This is a genomic window from Pseudomonas sp. TWP3-2 (assembly GCF_049897765.1).
Lineage (GTDB): Bacteria > Pseudomonadota > Gammaproteobacteria > Pseudomonadales > Pseudomonadaceae > Aquipseudomonas.
Window position 1 is genome coordinate 22,865 of sequence record NZ_JAFCWW010000013.1, and the last position, 13,814, is coordinate 36,678.

General features: G+C 58.2%; 13 protein-coding genes. 11 read left to right on the forward strand and 2 right to left on the reverse strand.

The window, feature by feature from the left end; all coding sequences use genetic code 11:
- The first annotated feature begins 4 nt into the window (after positions 1-4).
- Genes ACP7EE_RS18915 through ACP7EE_RS18935 form a run of 5 tightly spaced genes read left to right on the forward strand, consistent with a single transcriptional unit; the run spans position 5 to position 5,630 of the window.
- The gene (locus ACP7EE_RS18915) at positions 5-1,117 is read left to right on the forward strand and encodes a polysaccharide pyruvyl transferase family protein (RefSeq protein ID WP_420650674.1); all 1,113 of its coding nucleotides are present in this window, start codon (positions 5-7) and stop codon (positions 1,115-1,117) included.
- Complete coding sequence (locus ACP7EE_RS18920) at positions 1,114-2,343, forward strand: phosphoribosylaminoimidazole carboxylase (protein ID WP_426235838.1); 1,230 nt, start codon at positions 1,114-1,116, stop codon at positions 2,341-2,343. Before ACP7EE_RS18915 ends, ACP7EE_RS18920 begins: the two co-directional genes overlap by 4 nt.
- The gene (locus ACP7EE_RS18925; protein WP_426235840.1) at positions 2,334-3,437 is read left to right on the forward strand and encodes a hypothetical protein; all 1,104 of its coding nucleotides are present in this window, start codon (positions 2,334-2,336) and stop codon (positions 3,435-3,437) included. The genes ACP7EE_RS18920 and ACP7EE_RS18925 overlap by 10 nt, the downstream gene beginning before the upstream one ends.
- An 11-nt stretch (positions 3,438-3,448) precedes the next feature.
- On the forward strand, positions 3,449-4,507 hold the full coding sequence (locus tag ACP7EE_RS18930; RefSeq protein ID WP_426235842.1) for an acyltransferase family protein: 1,059 nt from the start codon (positions 3,449-3,451) through the stop codon (positions 4,505-4,507).
- Entirely contained in the window at positions 4,494-5,630 is a 1,137-nt protein-coding gene (locus ACP7EE_RS18935) for an SGNH/GDSL hydrolase family protein (RefSeq protein ID WP_426235844.1), read from the forward strand. The genes ACP7EE_RS18930 and ACP7EE_RS18935 overlap by 14 nt, the downstream gene beginning before the upstream one ends.
- A gap of 109 nt (positions 5,631-5,739) precedes the next feature.
- Here the strand turns inward: ACP7EE_RS18935 and ACP7EE_RS18940 are convergent, their stop codons facing one another.
- Together ACP7EE_RS18940 and galU are read right to left on the reverse strand one after the other, a co-directional pair.
- Positions 5,740-6,150, reverse strand: a complete 411-nt coding sequence (locus ACP7EE_RS18940; RefSeq protein ID WP_426235846.1) for a mannose-1-phosphate guanylyltransferase — start codon at positions 6,148-6,150, stop codon at positions 5,740-5,742.
- Positions 6,151-6,186: 36 nt separating this feature from the next.
- Positions 6,187-7,020 carry a UTP--glucose-1-phosphate uridylyltransferase GalU gene (gene galU / locus ACP7EE_RS18945; RefSeq protein WP_426204052.1) on the reverse strand — a complete coding sequence of 278 codons (834 nt, stop codon included), beginning with the start codon at positions 7,018-7,020 and terminating at the stop codon, positions 6,187-6,189.
- Between the two features lie 386 nt (positions 7,021-7,406).
- On the opposite strand from galU, the gene galE reads away from it, so the two are divergent.
- The 6 genes from galE to ACP7EE_RS18975 all read left to right on the forward strand — a co-directional run bounded on the left by galE (position 7,407) and on the right by ACP7EE_RS18975 (position 13,627).
- The gene (gene galE / locus ACP7EE_RS18950) at positions 7,407-8,423 is read left to right on the forward strand and encodes a UDP-glucose 4-epimerase GalE (protein WP_426235848.1); all 1,017 of its coding nucleotides are present in this window, start codon (positions 7,407-7,409) and stop codon (positions 8,421-8,423) included.
- A gap of 249 nt (positions 8,424-8,672) precedes the next feature.
- Positions 8,673-8,909 carry a hypothetical protein gene (locus tag ACP7EE_RS18955; RefSeq protein ID WP_420650682.1) on the forward strand — a complete coding sequence of 79 codons (237 nt, stop codon included), beginning with the start codon at positions 8,673-8,675 and terminating at the stop codon, positions 8,907-8,909.
- 145 nt (positions 8,910-9,054) lie between these two features.
- Complete coding sequence (locus ACP7EE_RS18960; protein WP_426235850.1) at positions 9,055-10,116, forward strand: polysaccharide biosynthesis/export family protein; 1,062 nt, start codon at positions 9,055-9,057, stop codon at positions 10,114-10,116.
- 9 nt (positions 10,117-10,125) lie between these two features.
- Positions 10,126-10,791, forward strand: coding sequence for a YjbF family lipoprotein (locus ACP7EE_RS18965; protein ID WP_426235852.1), 666 nt, complete (start codon positions 10,126-10,128; stop codon positions 10,789-10,791).
- Positions 10,788-11,552 (forward strand): capsule biosynthesis GfcC family protein, encoded by a 765-nt coding sequence (locus ACP7EE_RS18970; protein WP_426235854.1) that lies wholly within the window; start codon positions 10,788-10,790, stop codon positions 11,550-11,552. Before ACP7EE_RS18965 ends, ACP7EE_RS18970 begins: the two co-directional genes overlap by 4 nt.
- Entirely contained in the window at positions 11,549-13,627 is a 2,079-nt protein-coding gene (locus tag ACP7EE_RS18975) for a YjbH domain-containing protein (RefSeq protein WP_426204043.1), read from the forward strand. The genes ACP7EE_RS18970 and ACP7EE_RS18975 overlap by 4 nt, the downstream gene beginning before the upstream one ends.
- Positions 13,628-13,814: the final 187 nt, after the last annotated feature.

Below are 13,814 nucleotides of genomic sequence, written 5' to 3' on the forward strand. Positions count from 1 at the left end.
GCTTATGAACGTAACGATCTTGCATGGCTACAGTGCGTCCAACTCCGGTGACGGTCTGCTCGTCGATCTGGCCATTGCGCTGGTGCAGCGCAACTTTGGCGATGACACTTCGATCAGCGTGGTGGCGTCCGATCCCGAGTCTTTCAATTACTTGCCGTACAAGCGCTTTGACGCGCCGGTGATGGCGGCCAAGGGTTTGGGCCGGGTCAAGCAAGCGGTGTTCCTCAATCAGTCTTACGCCGGTCTGGCGGATCTGTTGAAGAAGACTGATTTGATCGTCGGCGTCGGTGGCGGCTACATGCGCTCCAAGAGCGCCTTCGAACACATCAAGTTGAAACTCGGCCACGCCAAGCAACTGGAAACTGCGATCCTCAGCAAAGTGCCGTCGGTGTACTTGCCGCAGAGCATCGGTCCGTTCCACGGTGAGAGCAGCAAGATTGTCGAGCATTACGCGAGTGCCGATGCGGTGTTTGTGCGGGATAACCGTTCCTCGGCGATTTTCGATGCTTACGAGAATGTCTACCGCGCGCCGGATCTGGCCGTGCAGTCGCTGGCCAGCAAGATTCTCTCGCAGCCCAAGTTCACCCGCTGCGCATCTTCGCCAGCCACGGTTTGCGTAGTCCTGCGCAAACCACCGGCGTGGAGCAAGGAGAAGAAAGTTGCCTACGTGGCCAATCTGAAGTTGCTGCTGCAGCGTTTGAAGAACAAAAGCAAAGTGGTGTGCGCGGTGCAAAGTGCGGTGCGCGGCAACGATGACGGTGCGTTCTATCGCGAACTGGGGATTACCGAAGACTTGCTGCCGTTGAAGGCGACGCTGGCCAAGTATCAGCCGGATCTGGTGATTTCCGTGCGCCTGCACGGTGCTATCGAATCGTTGTTGTCCGGGGTTCCGGCGTTCCACATCAGCTACGAGCGCAAAGGCTTTGGCGCCTATCAGGACATGGGCGTCGAGGACTGGGTGATCAACGGCGGCGACATCGATGTCGACACCATCATCAACACGGTTTACGCGCCCAATGCCTTGTCGAGTTTCGGCAAACGCCTGACCGACACCTGCCGCGAGATCGAGGCAAAAACAGTGATCATGGACGACATCATCAAAGGCGTCGTTCGATGATATTTCGGCTATTGCTTCGCGGCGGAGCATTAGGTGCGAAGTTTTTGCTGGTACTCGCCATCACCCATTATCTGGGCTACGAAGCGCTGGGCTTTTACGGCGTGGTGATGGCGGCTTCGTTGATCGCGTCGAAGTTTTACAGTGTCGGCTTCAGTTCCGAGATCAATCGGCTGATCAGCGTCGGCGGCAGTTCGCGGCGGGTGGTCGACAAGGTTTTGCTGCTGTATCTGGCGGTCGGGCTGGCGTTGTCGATCGTGACGGTGCTGATTTATTCACTGTTCCAGGAGGTGCAGGCGACCACGGCGCTGATCGCCTGCGTGACGCTGGTGCTGCTCACCGAACACCTGTCATTTGAAATCAATTCCTTCGTGTTTTCCGCGCAGAAAGCTACGGCAGGTGCGCTACTGTTTTTCATCAAGACCGGCCTGTGGGCGCTGCTGGCGGTTGGCGGCATGATGCTGGGTTGGGTGTCCGGGATCGCCAGCGTGTTGTGGCTGTGGGTGATCGCGAACATTCTGGTGATCGTTGCCGGTTACTGGATTGTGGTGAGGTTTCATCACGGGCGGACGCAGGGTTCGCTCAACACGGCGACTGTATGGAAAGCCGGACTGCCGTTTTATCTCGGCACCGGGCTGATCGCCTTGAGCCAATACGCCGAGCGCTTTCTGATCATCGACATCGAGCCTTACGCCAGCCTGGGTAAATACGTTTACGCGTGGTCGGCGGCGAACACCTTGCAGGCGCTGTCTTACGCCGTGGTGGCGGTGGTGGCGATCCCGGTGCTCGCCAAGCGCCATCAAGCCGAGCAGCAGCCGTTCACGGTCAGGGAATTGTTCGTAAACAAGTGGGTAATGCGCTCGTTGCTGGTGTCGGCGGCAGTGGCGGTGGCGATTTATCTGTTCTTCAACATCGTGCTCGATTACGTCGCCACGAGCGTGGCGCGACCGGACAATGCGATTCTCGGTGTGCTGATCTTTTCCTTCGCCTTGCGCGCAATTGGCGACATCGTTTGGGGGGGGTTGATTGCCTCGCGCAACAGCCGCGTGTCACTGGCCAGCGCAGCGATTTGCTTGCTGGTGTCGCTGCCAGTCAGTTACGTGCTGATCAAGCACTATTCGATTTATGGCGCGGCGTGGGGCAACGTGTTCGCGATCATCGTGCAGCTCGGCGTGATTGCCGTGTTGACTCGCGTCACCCGCGCCAAGCAGGTGCCGGCATGGGGTTGAAGCTGCCGTGCATCGAGTTTCGCGGTAGAAAATTCGACTCCTCGATTTCGTTCCTGATCCTGTTCACCGGGTTGTTTCTGTCAGTTGCGATGCCGCTGCTGGTTCCGCGCGCTCCTGGCCCGGATGCCATGACGTTGTGGTCGTCTTACGCGCGGGCTGACAACTGCAATTTCTGGAACCCGTTCTCGCCGGATCGCTCGTCCTACGAGTGTTCGGCGTTCCTGCTGCGGCCCACCGGGATCAACCTGACCAATGCCTGGGCCTACGGGATGTTCTGCAATTTTTTCCTCACGGCGATTCCGGTGGTGGTGTTTCGGCGTATGCCGCTGACGATTTTCGGCACGCTGTGTCTGTGGGGCATCGTGCGCTCGTTTTTCCTGGAAAACCTGACCAAGGAAATCATCGTCTCGGTGGCGATTTTGAGCATTCTGCTCAGCTCGCTGACGCGCAAGTATCGCGTTGGATTTTTCCTCTCGGCAGTGATCTACGGCGTACTGATCCGGCCGTACTGGATTCTGTTTTCGTTGTCGTGGGTCGGCGTGTGCGTGATGAAGAAGTACGTCTCGCGCGTGACCTTTTTCCTGATGTTGTTCCTGTTCTATCTGGCGGTCGCCACGGCGATTCAGTTGGCGCTGGGGTTCCCGGTGTCGTCGATTCGCGCCAGTAACAATGAACTGCGTACAGCGGGCGAGGAGGGGTCGAAGTCGTTGATTGTCTCGTGGTTGAGCGGCAGCGATTTCGTCTCTCAAGCGCTGGACTCGATGATCATCTTCTTCCGGCTGTCGTTCCCGGTGGAGCTGATCATGTTGTCCGGGCCGGGTCAGGCGATCTTCGTCGCGTTGATGATCATGACCGCGCTGTTGCTGTTCAAAGTCATCACCTCGACCGACTACAAAGGCGCGCCGATCCAGACCAAACCCAAGGAGCTGATCGCGATTCCATTGGCATTTTTGCTGGTGCAAGGCTTGTTCGAGCCAGACTTCGGCTCCTTCGCCCGACACTTCTCGATGGTGGTGCCGGTGTTGTTCGTCGGGTTGGGATTGATGCTGCGGGCGCACAAACCGGTGCAGGTTGAATCAAGAGTTCTGAATTGAGGCAGGTCATTATGTCGAGCAAGAAAAAGTCGCTGGAGATCGAAACCCTGCGCGGCCTGGCGTGTTTGCTGCTGGTGCTGTATCACGTCATCGGTCCGTTGGGCGGCGGCTTGAAGATCGATATCGGCTCGCCGTTCCGGGTGCTCGCCGATTCGATGGTGTACGTGCGCATGCCGCTGTTCACCTTTATCTCCGGCTACATCTATTCGATCTACAAGATTCGCGGCAATGACCTTTCCGCGTTCTTCACCGGCAAGGTGCGGCGGTTGATCGTGCCGCTGTTTTGCGTGGGCGTACCGTTTTCGGTATTGCAGGCGGTAGGGCCGGGCGTGAACAAGGACGTCGGCGTGATCGACGCGCTGTTGTCGTTCTATGTGCCGATCAACCACTTCTGGTTCTTGCAGGCGGTGTTCATCATTTTCATGTTCGTCGGGCTGCTGGAGTGGCGTGGGTTACTGCGCACGCCGACGCGTCTGTTTTTGCTCTTCGCGTTTGCTGCGGCGGTGTTTCTGCTGCCAGCGTTTCCGGTCGATGCGTTTGGCATCAACGGCGCGATTTATCTGTTGCCATTTTTTGTAGCGGGGATGATCGGCCAGGAAAACGTCGATGCTTTGAAGCAACGCTTCAGGCTGATCGGGCCAGTGGTGTTCGTAATGATTTCGCTGACGCTGCTGTACGTGGCAGCGCTGGATCGCGAATTGATTGTCGATCGTCGTAGCCTGATCGGTTTGACCGTCGGTTGTGTGTCCTGCATCGCGCTGTTGTCGAGTGACATGCGTTCCAGGGCGCTGACCTGGCTTGGCGGCTATTCCTATGCGATCTTCCTGTTTCATGTGCTGTTCGCCGCCACTTCGCGCTTCATCCTTGGACGTCTGGGCGTGAAGGATGAAAGCTTGCTCGTGTTCGGCGGCGTAGCCTGTGGCTTGCTTGGGCCGGTAGTGTTGTCGATGATTTTCAGTCGCTTCAACTTCACCTCTGTGCTGTTTCTCGGTGAGCGTGCGGCGGCGAAAAAACCAGTTAAAGACTCACGGATTGTTCCGGTCAAGGATGTGCCTCATGTACGCGGTTGATGATGCGAGCCCCACCGCTGCATCTGTGGTCGAAGTCGGCGATGCGCGCGAGCGTTTTGCTCAGTGGCGTGAAGGCAAGGCAGGCAAGGTTCTGGCGATCTCGGTGATTGGCGACAGCTACAGCGCCGGGCAGGATTTTTATCTGAATAAATTCGTTCAGCGGTTGGTGAAGGAGACCGGTTTTGCCGGTCCCGGCTATGTCGGTTTCAACCACGGCGCGGCACTTGGCGGCACGCATTTCAAGTACACGCGTACCAGTGAAAAGTACTTTAGCGGAGACTGGAAAGTATCCGCGCTTGGCCAGGCCAGTCCCGACAGCCGTACCGTGACGGGGCGGCCGGGTGCATGGCTGGAAGTTGATGCCAAGCCGACAGCGGCGATCAACACCGCCGTCACTCAAGCTAAATTGCTCTATCTCGGCAACGGCGAATCGAGTGAGCTGCGCTATCGCTGGACGCCTTCGAATAACTGGCAGCCATTGAAACTCGCAGGGGTGGGTGTTCAGGAGGTGCCGTTGCCTGGTACTTCGTCAGCGGCAGATTGGCGGTTGCGCTTGGAAGTGGTGCACGGCGCACCGACGCTGTTCGGCCTGTGGATGAGCAATGAGCAGGACGGCGTGCGCGTGTCGAAACTCGCGGCGTCGGGTGCGGCGTCCAGGGATTTCTATCACGACGACGGCCGCTGGCAGGCGCAGTGGAAAGCCGTGGTATCGAAGATCCCGGCGGACATTTATCTGATCATGCTCGGGGGTAACGATCAGGGTTTTGGCGTGAAGCCTGAGGCCTATCTGAAGAACGTTCAGGGGCTGGTGCGGATGATCCGCGAGATTCAACCGGCAGCGAGCATCAACCTGATCATGCGTCAGGACACCACGCGCTCGAGTGCCTATCCGATGTCGGCGTACGCGCAGGTTCTGCAACCGTGGGCGCGCGCCGAGCACCTCGGGTTCGCCAATCTGCAATGTGCTTTTGGCGCCGACGTGAAACGTTACGCCGCCGCGATGATCGGGCCGGACAAGATTCATCCGCTGCCGGAAACCGGTGGCAAGGTGATTGCCGATTACTTCTATCGGATGATCTCGGGTGGCAGCGAGGCGGATACCTGCGACGCCGCTCCGCGATAACCAACACATAACCCTGTAGGAGCTGCCGAAGGCTGCGATCTTTTGATGTTGATCTTAAAAAACAAGATCAAAAGATCGCAGCCTTCGGCAGCTCCTACATGGGTTTTGTTCAGGCCTTTTCGAATACGTCCAGGTGGTTCAACAGCTCCGCTGTTTTACGTGGCATCAGCTGCAGATCACAGCGGGTTTCCACGTTGATGATGATTGCCGGGTCGTTGCAGCAGATGCGTACGCGGAAGCGCCAGTCGCTGAAAATCATCTTCAGGCCGTCGCGATCGTCGACTTCCAGCGCCTGCTCGCCATAGAGCTTTTTTAGGTGAGCGAGCAGGGGATAGGGATCGGGCAGCGGATGGCGAATATCCCCGGACGAGGGGAACATGCCGATGCGTTCCACCATCAGCGACGCACCCAGCCACGGCTGGTTGGCGCTGGGCATCGACCGATGCCGTGACAACCAACTCATCATCCCGAGGTTGCCCACTTCCAGTCCGCTGTCTGCTGCGTGTTGTGCAATGTTCATGGTTGTCTGCCTGAATGAGGAGTGGGTGCAGGGCGCTTAGCGGGTCTTGAGATACACGTTTTCGTAACAGAAATTGCTCGCCTGCAAATAACCCTCAGCGTCGCCGCAATCGAAGCGCAGACCCTTGAACTTGTAGGCCAGCACGCGACCTTCCCGAGCCTGTTTCATCAGCGCGTCGGTGATCTGGATCTCGCCACCCTTGCCCGGTTGGGTATCGGCGATCAGGTCGAAGATATCCGGGGTCAGGATGTAGCGGCCGATGATCGCCAGGTTCGACGGCGCGTCTTCAGGGCTGGGTTTTTCCACCATGTGGCTGACCCGGTACAAGCCTTCGCCGATCTGCTCGCCGGCGATCACGCCGTACTTGTGAGTCTGGTCGCGCGGGACTTCCTGAATCGCCACGATCGAGCAGCGATGCTCTTTGTACAGCTCGATCATTTGCGCGAGTACGCCGTCGCCTTCGAGGTTCAGGCACAGGTCATCGGCCAGCACCACGGCGAACGGTTCGTCACCGATCAGCGGGCGGCCGCTGAGAATTGCGTGACCGAGGCCTTTCATTTCCACCTGACGGGTGTAGGAGAAGGTGCAGGTGTCGATCAGCTCGCGAGTACCGGCGAGGAATTTTTCCTTCTCGGTACCACGGATCTGATGCTCGAGTTCGTAGCTGATATCGAAATGGTCTTCCAGCGCACGCTTGCCGCGCCCGGTCACCAGCGCCATGTGTTGCAGACCGGCGTCGCGTGCTTCTTCAACGGCGTACTCGATCAACGGCTTGTTGACGATAGGCAGCATTTCCTTGGGCATGGCTTTGGTCGCCGGCAAGAAACGCGTGCCATAGCCGGCAGCGGGGAACAGACATTTACGAATCATAAAAGCATCCTGGACATTCATGGCGCACAGTTGACGTGCGTGCAATAACGAATGATTGCAAGTTTCAATGATTATTGAAGGTGTACTTTAATACCCGAGTCGGGTAGTTGTTGGCAATTGGCAGTTAGTGTGGAGGGCACTAATGTTATTAGATGTCGATTTGAGCGCTGTTAGTTATTTTTAGTCGGTATCGGTTGATAGTGATGAGTGCGGTGGAGTGCTAATAAGTACCAGGCAATACAGTTTGGCCTGAAAAAATATTTATGGCCAGTGATTGAACTGTTTTTGTTTTCGGTTGTTGTCGCCTTGTTGTGTGAAGTACGACACACATTACATGGATGAGGCTTGACACGCTACTTGGCAGTTTCTCCTCTATGGACCGCGCTATGAAGATTCTGGTAACCGGTGGCGCCGGCTATATCGGCTCGCACACCACACTCGCGCTACTTGAAGCGGGCTATGAAGTTGTTGTTCTGGATAATCTTTGCAACAGCAGCGATGCGGCCCTGCATGCGGTCGAAGCGATTTGCGGCAAAAGTGCGCTGATGATTCGCGGCGATGTCTGCGACAGAGCCTTGCTCGACCGGATCTTCCACGAGCATGCGATCGACGCTGTGTTGCATTTCGCCGGTCTCAAGGCGGTAGGCGAGAGCGTGCGCAAGCCGCTCGAATATTACGAAACCAACGTCAGCGGCAGCATCACCCTGTGCCAGGCGATGGCCGCGGCCGGCGTGTATCGGCTGGTGTTCAGCTCGTCGGCCACGGTCTACGGCGCGCCGGAGCAGATGCCGATTCGCGAGGATTTCCCGACCGGCAATCCGACCAATCCGTACGGGCAGTCCAAGCTGATTGTCGAAAACGTCCTGCGCGACTTGAGCCTGGCCGAGCCGCGCTGGAGCATCGCTTTGCTGCGCTACTTCAACCCGATCGGCGCGCATGACAGCGGGCAGATGGGCGAAGACCCGAATGGCATCCCGAACAATCTGGTGCCATATATCAGCCAGGTCGCGGTCGGCAGCCTGCAAGAGCTGTCGATCTTCGGCGACGATTACCCCACGCTCGATGGCACCGGCATTCGCGATTACATCCACGTCGTTGATCTGGCGGACGGGCATTTGAAGGCGTTGCAGTCGATCTCCGCGCGCAGCGGCGTGCACACCTGGAATCTCGGCACGGGCGACGGCTACAGCGTGCTGCAAGTGGTGCGCGCCTTCGAAGAGGCCTGTGGGCAGCCGGTGCCGTTTCGCATGATGCCGCGCCGTTCCGGTGACGTTGCTGAAAGTTATGCAGACCCGTCGAAAGCTGCGCAAGAGCTAGGCTGGAAAGCCACGCGCAGCTTGCAGCAAATGATGACCGACACTTGGCGCTGGCAGTCGAATCATCCGAAGGGTTATCTCGGATGATGTCGTTTTGCTTCTGTGTAACATCATTTTGACTCAATGTTAGTTTCAGTCAGGTTGTTAGATATCGTCGGGAAAATACACTGGCAATGCGTTTTGCAAGTCCGTAGATATAACCTGCCGTTCGACATTTAGCTGTCAGGTAAAACTGTGAATGAACAACGGATCTTGTGCGCATTTTTAGCGCGCTTGAACTCTACGATCTCTAACGGAATGCCCGATGTTCAGGCTGGATGTTAGAAAGGAGTTGATATGAAGAAGGTAATGGCAGTCGCCCTGTTGTCGATGTTGAGCAACTGGGCAGCCGCCGCTGAAGCGCCGCTTACAGCAGTGACCAATGTTGCAGGTAATGTAGCGGCTTCCCAAGCCCCTGCAGCCAGTACTGCAATGGTTGCCAGTGCAGTAGCGGCGTCCAACAGCGGTGGCAGTGCCAACGGCGGTACCACCGGTACGACGGGTACCACCGGTACAACCGGCACGCACAACTAACAGAAACACGCTGTAGATGCAGTACAAGGTCGCCCGGCGCAAGTCGGGTGACTTTGTTTTTGGATTCGCCCTTGAATAGCGTAGTGCCATTATGACTCGTAGTTTTTATCTTTTGATGTTGGCAAGTATCGCTTTACAAGGTTGCATGTTTTCCCCCGGCCAATACCTGAGCACCCGCGACATCACGCGCCAGGGCGCCAGTGAAAGCAGTCGGGTCGAGCTGATTCCGATCACGCCCAAGTTGATCTCGATGAACCGCGCCACGCACAAGCGTGAGTCGGTGCCGCAGGAGTTGCTGGCCACGCCGGCCGAGTACCGCATCGGGAACAACGACGTGTTGTACATCACGGTCTGGGATCACCCCGAGCTGACCGCACCGTCCGGCGCGCAGCAGCAGATCGATGCCAACGGCCGTCTGGTGCGTTCCGATGGCACGCTGTATTACCCGTTTATCAAAGAAGTGCAGGCCGCTGGCAAAACCATCCAGCAACTGCGCTCGGACATCGAACAACGACTGTCGGCGTTCATCGCCGAGCCGCAAGTGGATGTCGCCGTGTTGCGCTTCGCCAGTCAGAAAATCGTCGTCTCCGGCGCGGTCACCAAGGCCGGCCCGCAAGCGATTTCGACCAACCCGCTGAGTGTGGTCGAAGCCCTCGGTTCGGCCGGTATCGATACCAACAATGCTGACTTGTCCGGGCTGCTGCTGACGCGCAACGGGCGCACGTTTGCGCTGAATCTGGACACCCTCAATCAGCAGGATTCCGAGCTGCAAAACGTCTTCCTCAAGGGCGGCGATCAGCTGTATCTGCCGTACAACGACAACAAACGCATTTATGTGATGGGCGAGGTCAATCAGCCGCGCGCATTGAGCTTCAAGACTGCCACGATGAACCTCTCGGACGTGCTTGGTTCGGTCGGCGGCTTGAGCCAGACCAGCTCCAACGGTAACGCCGTGTACGTGATTCGCGGTGTGGAAAACCTCGACGTGGAACCGGCGAAAATCTACCACCTGGAGGCTGAATCGCCGGCCGCCATGGTGCTCGCCACGCACTTCGAAGTACGCCCGCAGGACGTGGTCTACGTCGGGCCGGCCAACGTCACGCGCTGGAACCGCTTCATCAGCCAATTGGTGCCGTCGGCGTCGATTGTCGGCACCGGGGCTTCCGCTGCGAAGAACTGGAGCGAATTCACCAACAACAGCAAATAAGGCCCGACTGTGAAGACGTTAAAAGTTGGCGCCTGCCTGATCGCGGCTCTGCTGTTGTGTGGCTGCAATCCACTGATGAGCGCGTCGCTGAACAACCTTAAATCGGCAGTGATCGGCCCGGACGATCTGGACGTGTCGGCGGCCGAAGTGGCCAAGGTTGAATTCGCGCAAATCAAACTGACCACGCCGTCCGGCTCCGGGGTGTTGGCGTTGGTGCGTGAGCGCGACGACCTGCAGTTCTGGGTCGCCTCGGGCAAACAGGTGTTGCTGATGCGCGACGGCCTCGCGGTGCGCAGCATCGGCCTCGGGCTTGAGGGCGATCTGGACGGCACGCGGCTGTCGGCAGATTCGCCGTTCAAAACCGGCCTGCAACACGTCACCGATGGCTACACCAGTCAGCGCTGGATCGATCTCTACACGGGCCAAAAAGTCGGCGTGCAGCTCAACAGCCGCTTCTCGCGCAAATCTCTGGAAACCCTGGAAATCCTCAACAAGGAATACCGCGTGCTACGTGTCGATGAGCAGATTGATGCCCCGGCCATCGGCTTGAGTGCGACCAATCGTTATTGGGTCGATCCGGTGGACGGATTCATCGTGCAAAGCGAGCAGCAACTGACCGCGCAACTGCGCGTCAGGATTGTGCAATTGACGCCAGATCGCAGGCCCGCTCGATGAAGCGCTTCAGCGCGTTATCGGCCTGCCTGCTGTTGATCACTGGCGTGAGTAATGCGGCGGTCACCGTCAGCGGCGATGTGGCCAATCCGGGTCCGGTCGAGTTGCCGGCAGGCGGGCGCTTGACCGATGTGATCAGCGTGGCCGTGCCGAATGCCGAAGCGTATTGGTTGGCCGGCGTGTTGCTGCGCCAGTCGTTGCTTGAGCAGCAGAGCAGACTCAAGGTCGGCGTGCTGTTCGATCTTGAGGTGTTGGCGCGCATGTCCGCGCTGTTCGACCGGCCGAGCCGGGTAGCGCTGGCTGAGCGCGTGGCGCAGGAGGTCAGGCAGATGCCGGTCACCGGGCGTCAGGTGGCTGATCTGGATCCGGTCGCAATCGAAGTCGGCTTCGCGCGCAACATTCGCCTCGACGATGGCGATCGCCTGATCTACCCGAAACGAGTCGATGAAGTTGAAGTGTTCGGCGCGGTCGCCGAGCCGTGCCACTTGCCGTATCAGCCGACGCAGGAGGCCCGTGAATACCTGCAAGGCTGCACGACGCTGACCGAAGACGCAGATGCCGACTACCTGTGGCTGATCCAGCCCAACGGCGTCGTGCGGCGGGTCGGCATTGCCCACTGGAATCGCGAGAGCGGGCAGATTCCGGTAGCCGGCAGCAAGATTCTGGTGCCGCTGAAAAATGATGATCTTGATCCGCCTCTCCCTGAATTGAATCAGCAGTTGGCCGAATTTATTGCCACGCAGCTGGCCGAGGTGGTTCGTTGAAGTTACGTTTTGCAGCTGTGTTGTTATTGCCGTGTGGTCTGGCGCATGCCGAGCCGCGAATTACTCAGAATGACTTCGGCGGCGCTGGCCTGTTGCAGACGCCGACGGCGCGCATGGCACCCGCCGGCGAGTTGAGCGTGAACGCCAACCGCACCGATCCCTACAGCCGCTACAGCGTTTCATTGCAGCCGCTGGACTGGCTCGAAGGCTCGTTTCGCTACACCGCGATCACCAACCGGCCTTACGGCCCGGAGTCGCTGAGCGGCAGCCAAAGCTATAAGGATAAGGCGGTCGATGCCAAGGTCCGGCTGTGGCAGGAAAGCCATTGGCTGCCCGACGTGGCACTGGGCTTCCGCGATATCGGCGGTACAGGTTTGTTCTCCAGTGAGTATTTCGTCGCCAATAAACGCTACGACAACTTCGATTTCAGCGCGGGCATTGCCTGGGGTTACCTGGGCAATCGCGGCGACATGGACAACCCGTTGGGCTATGTCAGTGATCGCTTCGATACCCGACCCGCCCTCGAAGGCACCGGTGACGTCAACTCCGGCTCGTACTTTCGCGGCAAGCCTTCTTTCTTTGGCGGTGTGAGTTATCAGACGCCCTGGGATCGCCTCAGCCTCAAGCTCGAATTCGAAGGCAACGATTACAAACACGAACCGAAGGACAACGTGATCGAGCAGGACTCGCCGATCAACTTTGGCGCGATGTTCAAAGTCAGCGATTCGATCGACGTCAGCGCGGCGTGGGAGCGCGGCAACACGGCGATGTTCGGCGTGACGTTCCACACCAATTTCGCCACCCGTAAAGCCCCGGCCAAGACCTTCGATCCACCGGCCGAACCGCTGCCGGCGAAGGCCCCAACCACGCCGATGGATCAGGTGAATTGGGCCGAGGTGTCGCAGCGTCTGCAGCAAAATGCCGGTTACAAGGTCGAGCGCATCAGCCAGCGCGGCTCGGAGTTGTTCGTGTATGGCGAGCAGCAGCGCTACTTCCATTCGGCGAAAGCAGTGGGCCGCGCGAGCCGGATTCTCGATAACAGCGTCAACGACGATATCGACTGGTTCACCTTGGTCAACAAGCGCTACGACCTGCCTCTGGAAGAAACCAGTGTGCCGCGCCAGACCTTTCGCGAGGTGATCAACAACGAGGAACCGCTGCAGTCGCTGCACCGCACCACCGAGGTCAACCCGGCGATGCCGCACAACGAGAAAACCCTCTACACCCAGACCGCGCAGCCATTCAGCTACGGCGTCGGGTTGGGCTTCAAGCAAAACGTCGGCGGACCGGATGGCTTGCTCTATCAATTCAGTGCCGACGCGGATGCCGAGTACCGCTTCAACCGCAACACCTGGTGGAGCGGTCTGCTCAGTGCCAACATCATCAATAACTTCGACAAGTTCGTGTACGACGCGCCGAGCGGCCTGCCGCGTGTGCGCACCGATGTGCGCAAGTACCTGACCACTTCCGAAGTGACCATGCCGCTGTTTCAGGTCAGTCACGCCGAGCAGTTGGATAAGGACTTGTACGGGATGGTGTACGGCGGTTATCTGGAATCGATGTTCGCTGGCGTCGGGGGCGAGGTGTTGTTCCGTCCGACCGGCGCGCGTTGGTCGGTGGGTGCAGATCTGAACTACGTGCGTCAGCGCGAATTCGATCAGGGTTTTGGTCTGCGGGATTACTCGGTGGTGACCGGGCATATCACCGGCTACACCGACTTGCCGTACGACACGCTTGCGGCTGTGAGCGTCGGGCGTTATCTGGCGGGTGACTGGGGTGGCACGCTGGATATCTCGCGCGAGTTTTCCAACGGTGTGCGCTTTGGTGCCTGGGCGACCATAACTTCAGCGAGCAGTGCGGAATATGGTGAAGGTAGCTTCGATAAAGGTATTTATCTGTCGATTCCGTTCGACGAATTGATGAGCATGTCGACGATGCGCCGGGCGAACCTGGTTTGGGCGCCTTTGACTCGTGACGGTGGTGCGCGGCTTAACCGCGGCTACCAGTTGCATGCGATGACTGATAGTCGTGAGGACGATATGTTTTATCGCAACTTTGGCAAGATCACTGAGTAACTGCCGGGCATTGATATTGACTTAGTACATATCCGTTGCTGCGGTAACGGCTTCTTGGGGTTCCGCCCTGACGGCGGGTCACCTTTTCCAAACGCCGAAAAGGTAACCCAAAAGGCTTTACCCTGACGTTCGGCCCTCGCTTAGGCTCGGGTTCCTTCGCTCCGGAATCGATCCGGGGGCATCGCCT

Coding starts and splice junctions, on each gene's coding strand:
- ACP7EE_RS18960 (WP_426235850.1), top strand. CDS start 9,055: ATGTTTTCCCCCGGCCAATACCTGAGCACCCGCGACATCACGCGCCAG.
- ACP7EE_RS18925 (WP_426235840.1), top strand. CDS start 2,334: ATGGGGTTGAAGCTGCCGTGCATCGAGTTTCGCGGTAGAAAATTCGAC.
- ACP7EE_RS18940 (WP_426235846.1), bottom strand. CDS start 6,150: ATGAACATTGCACAACACGCAGCAGACAGCGGACTGGAAGTGGGCAAC.
- galU (WP_426204052.1), bottom strand. CDS start 7,020: ATGATTCGTAAATGTCTGTTCCCCGCTGCCGGCTATGGCACGCGTTTC.
- ACP7EE_RS18955 (WP_420650682.1), top strand. CDS start 8,673: ATGAAGAAGGTAATGGCAGTCGCCCTGTTGTCGATGTTGAGCAACTGG.
- ACP7EE_RS18920 (WP_426235838.1), top strand. CDS start 1,114: ATGATATTTCGGCTATTGCTTCGCGGCGGAGCATTAGGTGCGAAGTTT.
- ACP7EE_RS18930 (WP_426235842.1), top strand. CDS start 3,449: ATGTCGAGCAAGAAAAAGTCGCTGGAGATCGAAACCCTGCGCGGCCTG.
- ACP7EE_RS18915 (WP_420650674.1), top strand. CDS start 5: ATGAACGTAACGATCTTGCATGGCTACAGTGCGTCCAACTCCGGTGAC.
- galE (WP_426235848.1), top strand. CDS start 7,407: ATGAAGATTCTGGTAACCGGTGGCGCCGGCTATATCGGCTCGCACACC.
- ACP7EE_RS18970 (WP_426235854.1), top strand. CDS start 10,788: ATGAAGCGCTTCAGCGCGTTATCGGCCTGCCTGCTGTTGATCACTGGC.
- ACP7EE_RS18935 (WP_426235844.1), top strand. CDS start 4,494: ATGTACGCGGTTGATGATGCGAGCCCCACCGCTGCATCTGTGGTCGAA.